Genomic DNA, 15,460 nt, shown 5'->3' on the forward strand with positions numbered 1-15,460 from the left:
TTCAATCTCTCCCTTTTCTCATTTTATAGTGCTGCGTTTACATCTAATCTTTCTTTTATCGAATAATTCGTTTTTAACCAATGCGCAATATTTTCAATATCCGTTGAGAATATACGGTCATTTGTAATAGAAGGTACTTGCTGACGACCTTGATGGTAGAAGCTCTTCGTCACTGTACTCATGTTTTCAATACCACGATATTCTGCTGCTTGCATTGCACAAATCATCTCAATTGAAAGAACACGTCTTGCATTTTGAATAATTTGATGTGCATGGCGTGAAGCAATTGTTCCCATACTTACATGATCTTCTTGGTTAGCTGACGACGGGATTGAATCTACACTCGCTGGATGTGCTAACGTTTTATTCTCAGAAACAAGTGATGCTGCTGCATACTGCATAATCATTGCACCAGACTGAAGTCCTGGTTCTGGACTTAAAAATGGAGGTAAATCATTTAATTGCGGATTTACTAAACGCTCAATACGACGCTCCGAAATATTTGCAAGTTCCGCCATTCCTACTTTTAAGAAGTCCATCGCAAACGCAATCGGTTGACCATGGAAATTCCCGCCCGAAATTACTTTTTCTCCGCCATCAAAGATTAGCGGATTATCCGTTGCTGCATTCATTTCAATTTCTAATTTTTCTTTCACATAATTCAAAACTTGCCAAGAAGCACCGTGTACTTGCGGGATACAGCGAAGTGAATAGGCATCCTGTACACGTAGTTCTCCTTGTTTTGTTGTTAACTTACTATCATGAAGAATGTCACGAATTCTGCTTGCTACATCTACTTGCTCTTTATAACCACGTGCTTTATGAACATTTTCATCAAATGCATCAATAATGCCTTGTAACCCTTCAATTGTCATCGAAGCAATTAGTTCAGCTTGATACGCCGTTGCTTCTGCCTCTATATAAGAAAGAACTCCTTGTGCTGTCATCGCCTGCGTACCATTAATTAACGCAAGACCTTCTTTCGCTTCAAGTTCAATTGGCTCAAGCCCTTCTTCTGTAAGAGCAACCATTGCATGAACGCGTTTCCCTTTATAGAACACTTCACCTTCGCCTAATAATACGAGAGCGAGATGAGATAAAGGTGCTAAATCTCCACTTGCACCAAGTGAACCTTGTTGCGGGACAACTGGGTGAATTTTACGATTTACAAACTCAAGAAGCATATTTACAACAAGCGGTCTAACACCAGATACTCCTTTAAGCATCGTGTTCGCTCGTAAAATTAACATACCGCGTGATACTTCTTCAGGGAATGGATCGCCTATACCGCATGCATGTGACTGAATTAAATTGTGTTGAAGTGCCTTTACATCATCTTTTTGAATAAGCACATCACTGAACTTTCCAAATCCAGTTGTAATACCATAAACGACTTTTCCGTCCTCGACAATTTTCTCAACAACTTCGCGGCACTCCGCCACCTTTTGCATACTAGTTGGACAGGCTGTTACACCTTCCCCTTCAAGTAACAATCTCTTCATTTCTTCAATTGTCAATGTGTGTCCTGTTAACGTAATCATTCTTTTTTTCCTCCTTAAAAAGGCAAAAGGGGACCTTATCTTTTTAAGACAGACTTCTGTCCTAAAAAAGTAAGGCCCCCTTCTAACTAATAGACTATGGGCAAATCATATGTGATTAATTCCTAAACCAATCGCCTCATGCTCAGATCCTTTTACAGGTGCACCAATCGTTCCATATAGCGCAACAGCAACCCATTCGCCTTCTTTTTTTCCGTCGTATGGTCTACCGCGCACAATCGCAAATCGAAGTCCTACTGTACGAAGAACGTCTGCTAACTGAATTTGACCTCTCGTCACTCCGTACAATGCTTCCATAATTGCATGATAAAGTGCATGTGTTTCTCTGTAAACATCTGTTTCAATAACTTGGTTGCTCTTAGCCGCTGTTTCCATTGCTGCTACAACTTTTTGCGAATTCATCGAACCCACTTTCCCCGTACAATACTTCCAACCTTTTGGAATAGATAATACAGGGCTTTCATTCTCATCCGCAAGTGCCAACAACATGGCCATACGACCAATTCGATGTGTTCCTTGGAGAAGCATGTGACTCTCTCATTTCTTTTAATTATTTGAATATTTCTTAATTTAAGAATATATGAAAACGGTTAAATCGTCAATAGTTTAAACTCACATTCAAACATTTTTTTCATCTCCTCCATTTGTGTACACAAATGATTTACACAAATTTTTCAGACGTGCTATAGTCTCACTAACAGATGCAAAGGGGCGATATTTCAATGACGAAGCGAAAAGATATTCATTTTCGAATTGAAGAAAAATTACTTGAAAGGTTTGAATCTGCACTTCAATATGAAGGTTTAAAGAAAACCGACGTATTAACACATGCGATTCAGCAATTTTGCACGAAGGTGGAATGTGAAAAAATGAATGATGTAAAACGGCAATATAGCGTCAGTAACAATTTACAAACACGTATCGATACGCATAAACATTACGAAGAAAAACAAGTGAATTTAGATGAAATCGTTATTGAACATTTACAACTTCAAGGGGAAGAAAGCATATTAGAGGTTGGGTGCGCTAGTGGAAAATTCCTTTCCCTTTTACAAACAAATGGTCATAAAGGCCCATTAACCGGGTTGGATCAATCCCAAGCTATGCTTGCTCAAGCTGCTAAGACGAATAACTTAATAGAATGGAAACGAGGGGATGCTAATAAACTTCCTTTTGAAACAAATTGTTATGACCTAATAATTGCAAGACATATGTTATACCATGTGAAAGACGTTGAAACAACAATTCAAGGATTACATAAAGTAATTCGTCCCGGCGGCTCACTTTTAGCTACAACAAATTCTAACGATACACTACCTCGTATAATTGAAATGTGTAACCGCATGTTAGACGCATTTGATTTACCGAAAACAACATCATCAGTCACTCCATTTTGTTTAGAAAACGGTAAAGAGATATTACAATCCGTTTTTCCAACTGTTGAAGAAACAGTTATTCATAATGCGCTCGTTTTTCATCATGCTACCCCAATAGTAAACTATATTTCTAGCATGTTTCCATCGCTAAATATACCCGATAATATGTATCTTCAAGCCGAGATGAAAGAATGGCTAACAGAAGAAATCAACAAGGAATTATCTCTCCATAACGGTATATGGCGCGATCCAAAAACGTTAGTAATTTATCGGTGTAAAAAAGAAAAAAGCTAGCATTTGCTAGCTTTTACACGTTTTCTCGTAAAAGTTTCTCCATTACTACATTGCCTTTACCACAATAAAAATTTGTATTATGTTCGTCTGCCACTCCAAAATAAGAGGCAATCACTATTCCAAATGCTACAAATGCATGCCCCTGTGCTGTAATAATATTTGAATGTTTCACAACTTCTTCATACACAAAATTTTTTACTGGAAAACAATCGAATTTTTGATAATCTATAGTCGCAGTATAAGAAATCCCCTTAAATAAGCCTGCTTTTGCTAGCGCATACGGTCCAGCGCAAATTGCCGCCACTAATTTTTCTTGTTCATGAAATTGCCGAATGATTGAAAAAAGAGTTTTTGCATCTTTTAACTGTACTTCTTCTCCACCTGGAATAAGTATCCCCTCATACTCATCTACACGTACTTCACTTACTTCTATATGCGGCTGCACTTGCAACCCAGTTTCACTTATAACCAATTCCTTAGTTAAACCTACTGTAATGATGTCATATTTCTTTTTCAGCAATGCTGTAGCTACCGTTATTTCAAACTCCGCAAATGTTGGATATACGAATAAAAGTATTTTTTTCATAACGCTTTCTCCTTCAACCATCTCATAAAATATGCCTCTAATTCGTCCACTGTTAATCTATTCGTGTCCAAATAAGTTACAGGAAATTGTCTATACCAATCTTTTTCCGTTTCTACTAATTTAAATTGCTCATCAAATGTACTTCGTTTTCTTGTCCTATCGTTATTTTTTCTATCATATACATTCTTTTTCGTCACATCTAAATAAAAAATAGCATCTGAACGACATTCTCTTAATTTATATAATTCATCTTTCAATCCAGTTTCTATATCCCACTCTTTCCCTATAATCATTGGATAAAAAAGTGTATAAAATTCAATATCTTCAGGTCCACGATCAAAAATAACAACTGAATCTTTCACATTTTGAAACTCCTTTATTTTTACTTCGATAAACATTTTTTGATTTATGATAAACCCTTCTTTTGAATTCACATCCAAATTTAATTGCTTTCGCTTTTCTACAATTGGATAAGGATTTTCATATATAACCGAATATCCTCTCTCTTCTAATCTTTTAGCCAATGTTGTTTTTCCGCTTGCCATCGGCCCTTGCAGTGAAATTACGTATGCCATGCCTCTCATTCCCTTACACTTTAGTACACCTATAATATACAGAAATTTGAAAACTCTCAACATTATATATATCATCTTGTTTCTTATTCTTATCTAACTTATAATGAAAAATAGAGATTATGACGGACGCATCAATAATGTAAGCTTGGAAATCCAAGCTTACATTATTTTTTGCTTTCCCTTTTCTAATAAAAAGAGTATACTAGATTGGAACGTATGTTCTTAATAATTACATACAGTAAGGAGATAGAACAATGGTATACGACACAAAAGCAATTTCTTGGAATGAATCTTTAAAACAACTTCAACGCCGCTATACAAACAAACAAGTTGACCGAAAAGAATTTGAGGATATTGAACTGATGGAATTCTTCCGCGATAACGACTACATTTCTTTACCTACACATATAAGCGGCCTATCAAAAACACGTTTTACTTCTTACTCTATTTTCACAACTGAAGATAAAGATCGTAAAGTTGGCACACTTATTATTGAGTATGTTGAAGACGATAATAATAATTTATGTGTTGAACAACTATACTTCGTTTAAACTATAACGCTTGGTCAAAATGACCAAGCGTTCTTGCTTTCTATTAATCTCACTGTATATAATATGAATAAAAGAAAACCGTAATCATTAAGGGGGGATATGCTTGCTCGAAGGATGGTTCAGTTGGTTCATTGTATTGTGGACGGTTATTTTATTAGGACTTATGTCTATCGGTGGATACTTTATGTTCAGAAAATTTTTAAAACGATTACCAAAAGAAGACGGCATGTCCATTTTGGATTGGGAAGAACACTACATAAATAAAACGAGACATTTATGGGCTGACGAACAAAAACAATTGTTAGAAGAGCTTGTAAGTCCTGTTCCAGAACTATTTCGCGATGTTGCAAAATCAAAAATCGCTGGCAAAATTGGGGAACTTGCATTACAAGAAAATGCCTCTCAAATTACACAAGACTTAATTATTAAAGGATATATCATTGCCACACCAAAGCGTGATCATAAATTTTTAATTAAAAAACTACAAGAAAAAAAGATTGATTATTCTAACTATCAATCTTTACTCGCAAAGTAACTTCATATTATTTTCGATAAAAAAGACAGCGCCTTTGACGCTGTCTTTTTATTTGGTACATATACAGTTTTTAAGTTAGCTTCATATCTTTTTCATTATAAAAACCATCTTCTTTTTCCATTTCCTTCTGTAATTTCGTAAAGGAACGATACATTGCAATTCTCCATGACACAATCATCGCAAACGCAAGTAAGAAGAACATGCCACTAAGTTGTCCTAAATCAAGAGATTGGCTTAAGTATGTTTTAAATACAATCCGCACTACAAGTAATCCAATTAATATAAAAACAAAGGCTTTTGAACGCTTCAAATAAATCTCTTGTCCTCTAATTTCAAATTTAGATGTTTTAATAAGAAAAATAGAGAAAATCAAACCGACACCAATTGCTTCTAACATTTCTGCTGGAGTTAATCGAAATTCAGGAAAAACATACATCAATGCGCCCGTACTCATAAAAAATGGTGGAAGTATAATTTTTTTCAATGTTGCAGGTTTCTTAGCTGCTTTTAAACGAATAAACATCGCACCGACAGCCATACAAACAGCAACGATACTGGATAAAACAACTATGTTCATATTTTCTCATCCTTTTTTGTGGCTATATGCAAAATATACTTTCATTATATGCTTTTCCGTTAGTATTTCCAACATTTTCGCAGAATAATACTAAAAACCGGTAAAACCACCAAATAAACTTGAGAAATATACGATAATTTTCGTCATCCAGTTAAAGTATAAGAAGACACCCATAACAATCATAATATATCCTCCGATTTTCATGAAGGCCATACTATTTCTTTTAATCCAAGACATTTTCGTAATAAAGAATGACAGTACGAAAAACGGGATAGCAAATCCAAGTATGTAAGCAATCATGTAAATCATTGCAGATTCTGGGTTTGTTGCTGCTAATCCAATTACGGACACTAGAATTGGTCCGGTACATGGCGTCCATCCTGCTGCAAAGGCTAATCCAATTAGTACTGATCCAAAATAGCCACTTGGACGATTTTTAAATGTAAATTTACGGTCTTGCATTAAAAATTTCGGCTTAAACACCCCGACAATAATTAAGCCGAACACGATGATAAAGATACCACCTAACTGTCTGATTAAATCTTTATAGTCAGTAAAGATTCCTCCAATAAAACTTGTACCAAATCCAATTGCAATAAATATAATTGAAAATCCAAGTAAGAAAAACGCTGTATGTATCATACTTCTTTTGCGAAGCATTGCATTTTCTTCTTTCAATTCAGAAACCGACATACCTGTTATGTACGATAAAAATGCCGGATAAAGCGGTAAGCAACATGGGGAAATAAATGATAAGAACCCGGCGCCAAACGCTAAAAAAATACTAATATCTTGCATCATTCCACTCCTCTCCCTAAATATTGTAACAAAAACACATAAAAATACTATGAACAATTCGTGAAATCACTTTTACAACGTGGCAATAAGAAAAACCACACTTCCCCACAGTTTCTAATAAAACGTTTTCATTTCCTTCTATTATATAGAAAAAACTCAAATGGATTATGAAACTCCTTTAATTGTTATTAACATAACAAAGGTAACATAGTTTCTCAAATAATTAGCACGCTACTAGTACGCCTATTTACATATTGGTTTAAAAAATATTTTTTTCAAATGCTGTCTCTATACAATGCAAAGTTGATTTTATAATACTTCTACTATTAATAATTTCAAGATTATGCATAAATATCATACTTTTATTATTATTCTATAAAATGTCATACTTTTCTTTCATTTGACCCTTTATTTCTAATTTTGTATACTTCCCTCTAGTTATATATTTTCGATACGGAACAACTTCATATAGATGGGAGGAATTTTTCATGCTTCGTTATTCTCTTTTAGTTTTATTAGGAGCGTGTAGTTATGGAATTTTAGCTATTTTTGTTAAGCTTGCATATGCAGAAGGATTTTCACTTGGAGAAGTAATTGGCAGCCAATATTTGTTCGGTTGGATTATTTTGCTTGCTATTACACTTCTATTTTCTAGACATCGCGTTCCTTTAAAGCAAGCATTACTTTTATTCGTTGCAGGAACATCTGCAAGTTTTACCGGAATTTTTTATTATGCTTCATTAAAAACTGTACCAGCTTCTATTGCAATTATTCTTTTATTCCAATTCGTTTGGGTCGGAATTATCATTGAAGCAGTCGCAACAAAAACATTACCTTCAAGAGAAAAAGTTATTTCTGTTATTTTCTTACTTGTAGGGACATTTTTATCCAGTGGTTTACTAGAACAATCAGCAGGTGCTTTCGATACGACTGGAATCATTTTAGGTTTATTATCTGCTGTTACATTCGCAACATACATTTTCGTGAGCGGAAAAGTTGCTGTTGAAGTACCTTCATTACCGCGCGGTGTTCTCTTAATGACTGGTGCTTTAACTTTAGTCATGATTGTATTTCCACCAACATTTATTTTTAATGGTGCCATTTCTCAAGGTCTTTGGAAATACGGTTTAGGATTAGGAACATTTAGTATCGTAATTCCATCTATTGCCTTTACAATCGGAATTCCAAAAATCGGTTCTGGCTTAGCGACTATTCTTGGTGCAGCGGAACTACCGGTTACAACAATTATGTCAGTATTCGTTTTAAAAGAGGCTGTACTATCTTCACAATGGTTCGGTGTATCACTTATTTTAATCGGGATTGCAATCCCGCAAATTGCATACGCAATGCGTGGACGCGGACGTTATCGTAAGCATCATACGCATAAAAAAATAGCAGCATGAACGAGAGAGGATTTTCATTTGAAAATCCTCTCTTTTATTGTTGTATACTTATAGTAAAGATTTTGCTGAAGAAAGAAGGCATACTACATGGTATCTATTTCAAATCAACTAAAAGAAAAACTTATTTCCATCCGTCGACATTTACATGAGTATCCAGAACTATCATATGAAGAGTTCGAAACAACAAAAGCAATAAAAAATTGGTTAGAAGAAAAAAACATTACTATCATTGATTCCAATTTAGAAACAGGAATTATCGCTGAAGTGTCTGGTAATAAAAACGGACCAATTGTAGCAGTTCGTGCTGATATTGATGCCCTTCCTATTCAAGAAGAAACACATTTGTCCTATGCATCTAAAGTACCAGGGAAAATGCATGCTTGTGGACACGATTTTCATACAGCTGCTATTTTAGGTACTGCTTTCTTATTAAAAGAAAGAGAATCTTCCCTAAATGGAACGGTTCGCTTCATATTCCAACCAGCTGAAGAAAGTAGTAATGGCGCTTGCAAAGTTATTAATGCTGGACATTTACGTAATGTGCAAGCGATTTTCGGCATGCATAATAAACCTGATTTATCAGTAGGTACAATTGGCATTAAAGATGGTCCACTGATGGCCGGAGTTGATCGATTTGAAATTGAAATTCACGGAGTTGGTACACACGCGGCTGTACCAGATGCTGGCGTAGATCCTATTGTCGCATCCTCTCAAATTGTGATGGCACTGCAAACAATTGTAAGCCGAAATATAAGTTCATCTCATAATGCAGTTGTTAGTGTTACAAATATTCATGCGGGAAATACGTGGAACGTGATTCCTGCAAAAGCTACGTTAGAAGGAACTATTCGCACGTTCCAAGCTGAAACACGTGAAAAGATCCCAGCACTCATGGAGCGTATTATTAAAGGTGTATCTGATGCATTAGGTGTAAAAACGGAATTTCGTTTTTATTCAGGTCCTCCTGCTGTTCACAACGATAAAGCTCTTACAGACTTATCTACTCACGTTGCCACAAAGATGAATCTTAATATCATCTCGCCTAGTCCGTCAATGGCTGGAGAAGATTTTTCATTTTACCAACAGGAAATACCAGGTTCATTCGTCTTTATGGGAACGAGCGGTACACATGAATGGCATCATCCTGCTTTTACAATTAATGAAGAGGCACTGCCTATAAGTGCCGAATACTTTGCTTTACTAGCCGAAAGAGCACTTAAACAATTCTCATAAAAAAAGCCGTTCAAAGTGCATCTCAGCACCCTGAACGGCTTTTCTTATTAAGTTAAATCACGTTTTAAAAACACAGTATATGAAATACATAAAAATACGAACAAATAAAGTAGTAACATACATGATGCAAACGGGAATGTTACTCCATCAATAAAACTTCCATTCTTTGAAATACTATATAAATCTGTGTTTGCTGGCAATAAATATTTCGCCCAGTTATATCTAGTGGCTGCTAATAACGCAATATTGCCTGATAAAGCAAGGAATAGTGAAATACCAATTGCACCTCCACTAGATCTCGTTAACACAGAAATCATAAATGCAAACGATGCATACACAACCGTTGGTAACCACGATAAAACATAATATTTACTTGCTTCCACAAAAATATTTTGTTTTATTATATTTCCATCTTGGAAAATAAACTCACTCCATGCAGGCTGTTGGAATTTATAAATAACAAGTCCACATAAAGCGGAGAAAATCATATTAAATATAAACAATAAAGCTGCAAATATAACGATTGCTAAAAACTTTGCTGTTAAAATTTTAAATCGACTCGCCGGACGGATTGTTAAAAATTTATATGTTCCCCAGCTATATTCATTCGCAAAAATTGTACTTGCATACACGAGGATAAATGGGAGCAAAATTGGAAATACGATAAAACCTGTATCTCTCATGAAAGAAAGTGGAGAACTGCTTGCCGGTGCTGTATCCGTATCTAAATGCTTCATCTTAAGCTGGTATTCTTTTACAAGCTCATCCCCTGATTTTTCTGCTAAAATAGCTTCTTTTTTCATGCCAAGCTTTTTCTCAATTTCTACAGTACGTTCTGTATAATCTACTTTCCATCCTTTTGTTTCCGGTTCAAAATACTTTACCGTAACCCACCCTAATCCGATTATTAATACTGCAATAACCGCAAATGGAATAATCGTTCGCTTCCGCTTAAATATTTTATACAGTTCGTTATATACTAAATTAAACAATATCTTTTCCCCCTGTTAATTCTAAAAATTGCTCTTCTAACGTTTTTCTTTCTTCATATACACGATACACTTGAATGTTTTTCTCAAGCAATGTACGAATAACATTTGGGATTTCTTCATCTTTTACGTTAATAATTAATTCATTATCTTTTACTAAAACATCATGCCCTAACATTTCCGCTGCTTTATTCGCATCATCTACACGTATACGGATCGTCTCCATCTCTTCACTTTGACTATGCTGAATGTTTTGCGTAGCCACATATTCCCCGTGCTGAATAATGATAACTCTGTCACACATTAATTCAACTTCTGAAAGTAAGTGACTCGATACAAGTACAGCTTTTCCTTGTTCATGTGCAATTTTTTTTATGTACATTCTCATTTCATGTATTCCACTAGGGTCTAATCCATTCGTCGGTTCATCTAGTACCAACACATCCGGATCGTGAATAAGCGCCTGAGCGATTCCTAAACGTTGTCTCATGCCAAGTGAATATGCTTTTACTTTACGATTAATTACTTGTCCCATTCCTAACAATTTCACTACTTCATCGATACGTTCTTCGGTCACATTACCATTCATTCGTCCGAAATATGTTAAATTTTCATACCCGCTCAAAAAAGGATAAAATTCGGGTGTCTCAATTACCGCCCCAATTTTCGCAGCGTTTTTTTCAAATTGCTGTTTCACAGATTGACCATCAATCCATACTTCACCTTCTGTCATACGGATCATACCAACCATCATTCTCATTAAAGTCGTTTTTCCAGCACCGTTTGGTCCGAGTAAACCGACAACCTCGCCTTTTTTCACTTCAAAACTAATATTTTGTACAAGTGTCTTTGAGCCAATTCGCTTCGTTAACCGATCGACTTTTACAATTGATTGTTCATTTGTCATTCTATACAACCTTTCCTTCCCATTCTTTGTCAGGTCTTTTCACTGTAACATGATTATTTTTATGTGTAAAATGAACACTCCCCCACTTAGCAAAGCTTGAAGTGGGGGTTTCTAACGTTTCGACCTAACGGACGATTAACGTCAGAGGAGTTAACACATTAGCGAGCTGTTTCACGCCTAACCCCTCTATCCCATTTGTCCATGCATTTGGGATTACTTTTCGTAAAATGTTAGCCGCAGCATTTACATCAGCATTAATTAAAGTTTTATTTGCTGAACGATATATGCCGCGCTCTATTCGTTTTCCTGAAAAAGTTGTATTTTGGTCATTTTCTCCATACGTTGGAATGAAGTCGTTATCCAGAAAACTTGCTTTCGATGTATATGATTCTTCAGTTACAACACCTTGAATGCCTACAGCATTTGCTTTGTATGTAATCATTTGAATCAGTAAATTGTGCGGGATATGACAAAACGATTGGTTATTTCTTTTTCCCATATTCGTTTCTTGTTTCCAACTTTTGTTTTGACCAATAACGATTTTACAAACTTCTTCTTCTTGAGCTAGTTTTACGATATGGTGACTAACTTTATGGAAGACGTCTTTTATTTTCAAGTAACGTTTTTGATGAAGTTTTTCTATCCTTTTAGAAGTAAAAGGTCCTTCATTCGTTTGTTTTCCATTTCTAAGAATGCTTGTAAAATGACTCTTCATTTTGTTGTAATATTGATTTATGCTTTTGACATGTTTGCCCTTAACAAGGACAGGTTTCATACCTGTGTTTGTTACGATGGTTGCAAGGTTATCAATCCCTAAATCAATACTCATATAACGAGCATTCTCTTCAATCATTTGTTGTTCAGAAGGAACATCAATTACCAATTCCACTACATATTCATTGTATTTTGGAATCACACGAACTTGTTTCAGTTTACCTTCAGTGAAACCTAGTTTCCCAATATTTAATTGTAATTTCGTCTTTGGAAACTTTAAAAATCTACCGTTTTTAATGATACAATCTTGGTTTGTATACAGAATCTCTTTTTCAGAAGAACGAATATACTTTGGAATCCTAGGCGTTCCAGCATATTTGTTTGGATTCTTTTTATAGTCTTTTAAACTAGCAAAAAAAGATTTCCAATTTTGGAACAAACCCTTCATGATTGACTGGCTACATTGCGTAGGCAAAGCTCGATAATCATTTTGAATCATAGCCTTAAATAGTGCATCTAGAAAGTTGTAATCTACATAAGGTTTTTCAAAATTAGGTTCTGAAAACAAATTACATGTAATCTCTTTCTGTTCTTCTTTAGGCTTTAATTTCTCTTTTTCCAATTTCTTCCTATAGGCAAGGAGTTGTGTGTCATTCATCTTATCAATATTTTTATGAATATTATCCAGAACTTCTTTTTGCAAAGGCTGCAACTCTTTTTCTTGTGTTAATCCAGTGTACACCTGGCGTATATAAAAGTTTGTGGTGTTATACATATTCTTAGCGTTATGACAACATTCTTGAAAATAAGAATACATACGATGCCCTTTTTTAATCCAAATTTGAAGAGTTTTATAGTTTGATGGATTTTCCTTTGTCATTTTATTCACCTCCTCGTTAAGGATATTACAGCAAAAAAGAACGTACGTTTCTGTTTTTCTTAAAATGCAACGAATTTTTATCTTGTAAACTTTGAACAAATCGAAAACATTGCACCATCGATAATAGAAGGATAACAATCATAATTATACTCACTACTACTATTGCATATATTGTAATTGGCGCACTATTTACTCCTTGTATCCCTGCGATTTTCATAAAGATAACCGTAAATAATTTTAAAAATAGCATCCCATTAATTAATCCGAAAACAAATGCTGCTCCATAAATGAATAATTGCTCCTGAAATAATAAACATAGCACTTCTTTTCTTTTCATATTTTCTGCTACATAAGATGTAAACTCCTCTCTCCTCACATGCAAAAGGGAGTACATCATTTGATATGTAGTAAAAATACATATGAAAATTAGTACAATAAACAGCGTGTAAAAATACATTTGAAATACAAATGTATCCCCTACTTTCCAAATGGCTCCTTCATTAAATTGTAACGATATCATAAAAAACAAAATCATAGTACTCATAGCAATCCAAATAAATTGCTTCATCCTTTTGGTAGCAAATGTTCTAATATTTTTTCTCGCTAGCCGACATAAAGACATAAAATTCTTCCCCTACCTTATTACATACGCATTCTATACTACTAGTGTATAAAAATATGACATTTTAAACATCGCACTACAATCGGAATTTCTTCTAAGTCTTTAGTCCTAGAAAACGAAATGATAAAAAAATCACATTTAGAATATAATTGTAAAAAGGAGGAGATTGCATGCGTATAAAATTACTATCAATCTTGTCTTTATTATTACTCACAAGTTGTAGCCCACTAAAAAACAATGAAGTTGCCATTGTTGAGCCATACAAATTAACAAAAGAGCAAGCTTCTATTTTACAAATGACTCCTTTTCAAGAAGGAAATAGCATGTTTTATAACATTACGCTTAAAAATGATAAAGATGAAATAAATGCTACAATTGATTATTATAACAATGGTAAAAAAACAAAAGAAATTGCTTACATTGCTACCTCACATTTTCTAGAAAAGAAAATAAAACTCTCTTTCATATCGCCATACCCCTACTTTAATGAAGATGTACCAGAAAAAGGGCAATGGTATATTAATATTAATGGTGGTGCAACACTTGTTCCTGAAGAAGCGCCACCAATCGTAAATAGCTCTGCAACTACTACAATCCAATCTATAAAAAATTTAAAATACAATCAAAAAACGATTTTAGCTGCTGTAATCCAAACCAGTAAAGAAACTGTAATCGTTCCTATCATTGATGAAGAAACAGGCATTGATCTACTCTTAAAAGAAAATGAACACGTTTATCTATTTAGTATCGAGCTAAAAAAAGAACAATAAAGCGGAAATGCAACTTAAGTTGCATTTCCGCTTTATTGTTTAATAAGGTGTACTTTTATGAATCTGAATTAAATCCATTTTCTGTTACTACTATTACTCATCTTCTACTTCTATTCTTTTCTTCTCTCTTGCAATTTTTAAAAACTCTAGTAGCTCTGGATTACTATTCATTTTTTTGTAAGCCACTGACATTTCTGCAACAAAATTAGAATCATATAACTCTTTATATACAACTTCTGTTTTATATAACTTATTTGCCGACACGGGTATTACTGTAATTCCAATTCCTGCTGCTACAAGCCCCATAACTGTTTGATACTCTGTTGCTTCTTGTACAATACGCGGACTAAATCCAACTTCTCTGCAAAGAGATAAAATTGTATCATATAAAGCTGGCCATACTGGTCTCGTAATAAATACAAACGGCTCATCTCGTAAATCTTCTATATGTATTTCATCTTTCTCTGCAAGCGGATGTGCCTTTGGTAAACATAAGGTGCAAGATAACCTTTGAATTGGCTCTAATTCTAATAATTGTGTTGGAATTGGCGGACGTAAAAAGCCAATATCAATACGGTTATCATGAAGTGCATGAACTTGATCTGGTGTTGACAATTCATGTAATGCAACAGACACTCTCGGAAATTTCTTTCTATATTCCCTAACAATTGATGGTAAAATATCGTATATCGCTGCACCTACAAAACCAATTGAAAGTGATCCCACTTCTCCCCTTTGCGCACTTTGTGCAACTTCTACTGCTTTTTCAATTTGTTCAAACGCTTTTTTTACTTCTTTTAAAAACATTTCTCCTGCTTCTGTTAGTTCAACCTTTCTTTTCGTTCTTGAAAATAATGTAACTCCCATTTCTTTTTCTAATTGCTGTATTTGTTGACTAAGTGGTGGCTGTGTCATTTGTAAACGAGCAGCCGCCCGTCCAAAGTGTAACTCTTCTGCCACAACAACAAAATATTGCAAATGCCGTAATTCCATTTTTGGACACCCTTTTCACTTTCGATTAATATGTCTAATATATTAATAACATATAATTTATATATTAGACAAATATTTTGAATGAACGTATAGTAGAA

Annotated in this window: 18 protein-coding genes; 6 read left to right on the forward strand and 12 right to left on the reverse strand. The window is 34.5% G+C overall.

Annotated elements, in window-relative coordinates; all coding sequences use genetic code 11:
* Positions 1–23 precede the first annotated feature (23 nt).
* Positions 24–1,541, reverse strand: coding sequence for a histidine ammonia-lyase (gene hutH / locus DOS87_RS20455; protein WP_000631844.1), 1,518 nt, complete (start codon positions 1,539–1,541; stop codon positions 24–26).
* Between the two features lie 105 nt (positions 1,542–1,646).
* The gene (gene hutP / locus DOS87_RS20460) at positions 1,647–2,087 is read right to left on the reverse strand and encodes a histidine utilization transcription antiterminator HutP (RefSeq protein WP_000926515.1); all 441 of its coding nucleotides are present in this window, start codon (positions 2,085–2,087) and stop codon (positions 1,647–1,649) included.
* A gap of 194 nt (positions 2,088–2,281) precedes the next feature.
* Here hutP and DOS87_RS20465 point away from each other — a divergent pair, with 194 nt between their 5' ends.
* A complete protein-coding gene (locus tag DOS87_RS20465; RefSeq protein ID WP_208730120.1) occupies positions 2,282–3,229 on the forward strand; it encodes a class I SAM-dependent methyltransferase in 948 nt (315 codons plus the stop codon).
* A 13-nt stretch (positions 3,230–3,242) separates the two neighbouring features.
* On the opposite strand, the gene DOS87_RS20470 is transcribed toward DOS87_RS20465, so the two are convergent.
* Both DOS87_RS20470 and DOS87_RS20475 read right to left on the reverse strand, forming a co-directional pair.
* Positions 3,243–3,815 (reverse strand): DJ-1/PfpI family protein, encoded by a 573-nt coding sequence (locus DOS87_RS20470; protein WP_000722190.1) that lies wholly within the window; start codon positions 3,813–3,815, stop codon positions 3,243–3,245.
* Complete coding sequence (locus DOS87_RS20475) at positions 3,812–4,390, reverse strand: AAA family ATPase (protein ID WP_000332115.1); 579 nt, start codon at positions 4,388–4,390, stop codon at positions 3,812–3,814. Before DOS87_RS20475 ends, DOS87_RS20470 begins: the two co-directional genes overlap by 4 nt.
* Before the next feature lie 254 nt (positions 4,391–4,644).
* Between DOS87_RS20475 and DOS87_RS20480 the strand changes: the two genes are divergently transcribed.
* Complete coding sequence (locus DOS87_RS20480) at positions 4,645–4,941, forward strand: hypothetical protein (protein WP_000262400.1); 297 nt, start codon at positions 4,645–4,647, stop codon at positions 4,939–4,941.
* A gap of 103 nt (positions 4,942–5,044) precedes the next feature.
* Complete coding sequence (locus DOS87_RS20485) at positions 5,045–5,476, forward strand: DUF2621 domain-containing protein (RefSeq protein ID WP_000889371.1); 432 nt, start codon at positions 5,045–5,047, stop codon at positions 5,474–5,476.
* Positions 5,477–5,546: 70 nt separating this feature from the next.
* On the opposite strand, the gene DOS87_RS20490 is transcribed toward DOS87_RS20485, so the two are convergent.
* The 3 genes from DOS87_RS20490 to DOS87_RS30555 form a co-directional block, all read right to left on the reverse strand.
* The gene (locus DOS87_RS20490) at positions 5,547–6,053 is read right to left on the reverse strand and encodes a CcdC family protein (protein ID WP_001028640.1); all 507 of its coding nucleotides are present in this window, start codon (positions 6,051–6,053) and stop codon (positions 5,547–5,549) included.
* Positions 6,054–6,143: 90 nt separating this feature from the next.
* Positions 6,144–6,851 carry a cytochrome c-type biogenesis protein CcdA gene (ccdA, locus tag DOS87_RS20495; protein ID WP_001152674.1) on the reverse strand — a complete coding sequence of 236 codons (708 nt, stop codon included), beginning with the start codon at positions 6,849–6,851 and terminating at the stop codon, positions 6,144–6,146.
* 16 nt (positions 6,852–6,867) lie between these two features.
* Positions 6,868–7,017, reverse strand: a complete 150-nt coding sequence (locus tag DOS87_RS30555) for a peptidase T (RefSeq protein WP_074790237.1) — start codon at positions 7,015–7,017, stop codon at positions 6,868–6,870.
* 322 nt (positions 7,018–7,339) lie between these two features.
* Here DOS87_RS30555 and DOS87_RS20500 point away from each other — a divergent pair, with 322 nt between their 5' ends.
* Both DOS87_RS20500 and DOS87_RS20505 read left to right on the forward strand, forming a co-directional pair.
* On the forward strand, positions 7,340–8,254 hold the full coding sequence (locus DOS87_RS20500; RefSeq protein WP_000947042.1) for an EamA family transporter: 915 nt from the start codon (positions 7,340–7,342) through the stop codon (positions 8,252–8,254).
* Positions 8,255–8,341: 87 nt separating this feature from the next.
* Positions 8,342–9,487 carry a M20 peptidase aminoacylase family protein gene (locus tag DOS87_RS20505; protein WP_000253664.1) on the forward strand — a complete coding sequence of 382 codons (1,146 nt, stop codon included), beginning with the start codon at positions 8,342–8,344 and terminating at the stop codon, positions 9,485–9,487.
* 47 nt (positions 9,488–9,534) lie between these two features.
* Here the strand turns inward: DOS87_RS20505 and DOS87_RS20510 are convergent, their stop codons facing one another.
* From DOS87_RS20510 to DOS87_RS20525, 4 genes are all read right to left on the reverse strand, one after another.
* Positions 9,535–10,479, reverse strand: a complete 945-nt coding sequence (locus tag DOS87_RS20510) for an ABC transporter permease (RefSeq protein WP_000482759.1) — start codon at positions 10,477–10,479, stop codon at positions 9,535–9,537.
* The gene (locus DOS87_RS20515; RefSeq protein ID WP_208730121.1) at positions 10,472–11,383 is read right to left on the reverse strand and encodes an ABC transporter ATP-binding protein; all 912 of its coding nucleotides are present in this window, start codon (positions 11,381–11,383) and stop codon (positions 10,472–10,474) included. Before DOS87_RS20515 ends, DOS87_RS20510 begins: the two co-directional genes overlap by 8 nt.
* A gap of 124 nt (positions 11,384–11,507) precedes the next feature.
* Positions 11,508–12,977 carry an RNA-guided endonuclease InsQ/TnpB family protein gene (locus tag DOS87_RS20520; protein WP_098578355.1) on the reverse strand — a complete coding sequence of 490 codons (1,470 nt, stop codon included), beginning with the start codon at positions 12,975–12,977 and terminating at the stop codon, positions 11,508–11,510.
* A gap of 25 nt (positions 12,978–13,002) precedes the next feature.
* On the reverse strand, positions 13,003–13,599 hold the full coding sequence (locus DOS87_RS20525) for an FtsX-like permease family protein (RefSeq protein ID WP_000050615.1): 597 nt from the start codon (positions 13,597–13,599) through the stop codon (positions 13,003–13,005).
* A 170-nt stretch (positions 13,600–13,769) separates the two neighbouring features.
* Between DOS87_RS20525 and DOS87_RS20530 the strand changes: the two genes are divergently transcribed.
* On the forward strand, positions 13,770–14,369 hold the full coding sequence (locus DOS87_RS20530; protein WP_001220622.1) for a hypothetical protein: 600 nt from the start codon (positions 13,770–13,772) through the stop codon (positions 14,367–14,369).
* Between the two features lie 93 nt (positions 14,370–14,462).
* Here the strand turns inward: DOS87_RS20530 and alsR are convergent, their stop codons facing one another.
* Positions 14,463–15,362: an acetoin biosynthesis transcriptional regulator AlsR gene (gene alsR / locus DOS87_RS20535; RefSeq protein ID WP_000423234.1), complete on the reverse strand. Its 900-nt coding sequence runs from the start codon at positions 15,360–15,362 to the stop codon at positions 14,463–14,465.
* Positions 15,363–15,460 lie beyond the last annotated feature (98 nt).

The sequence above is a fragment of the Bacillus sp. CR71 genome (assembly GCF_003429245.1).
GTDB classification, from domain to species: Bacteria; Bacillota; Bacilli; order Bacillales; family Bacillaceae_G; genus Bacillus_A; species Bacillus_A thuringiensis_S.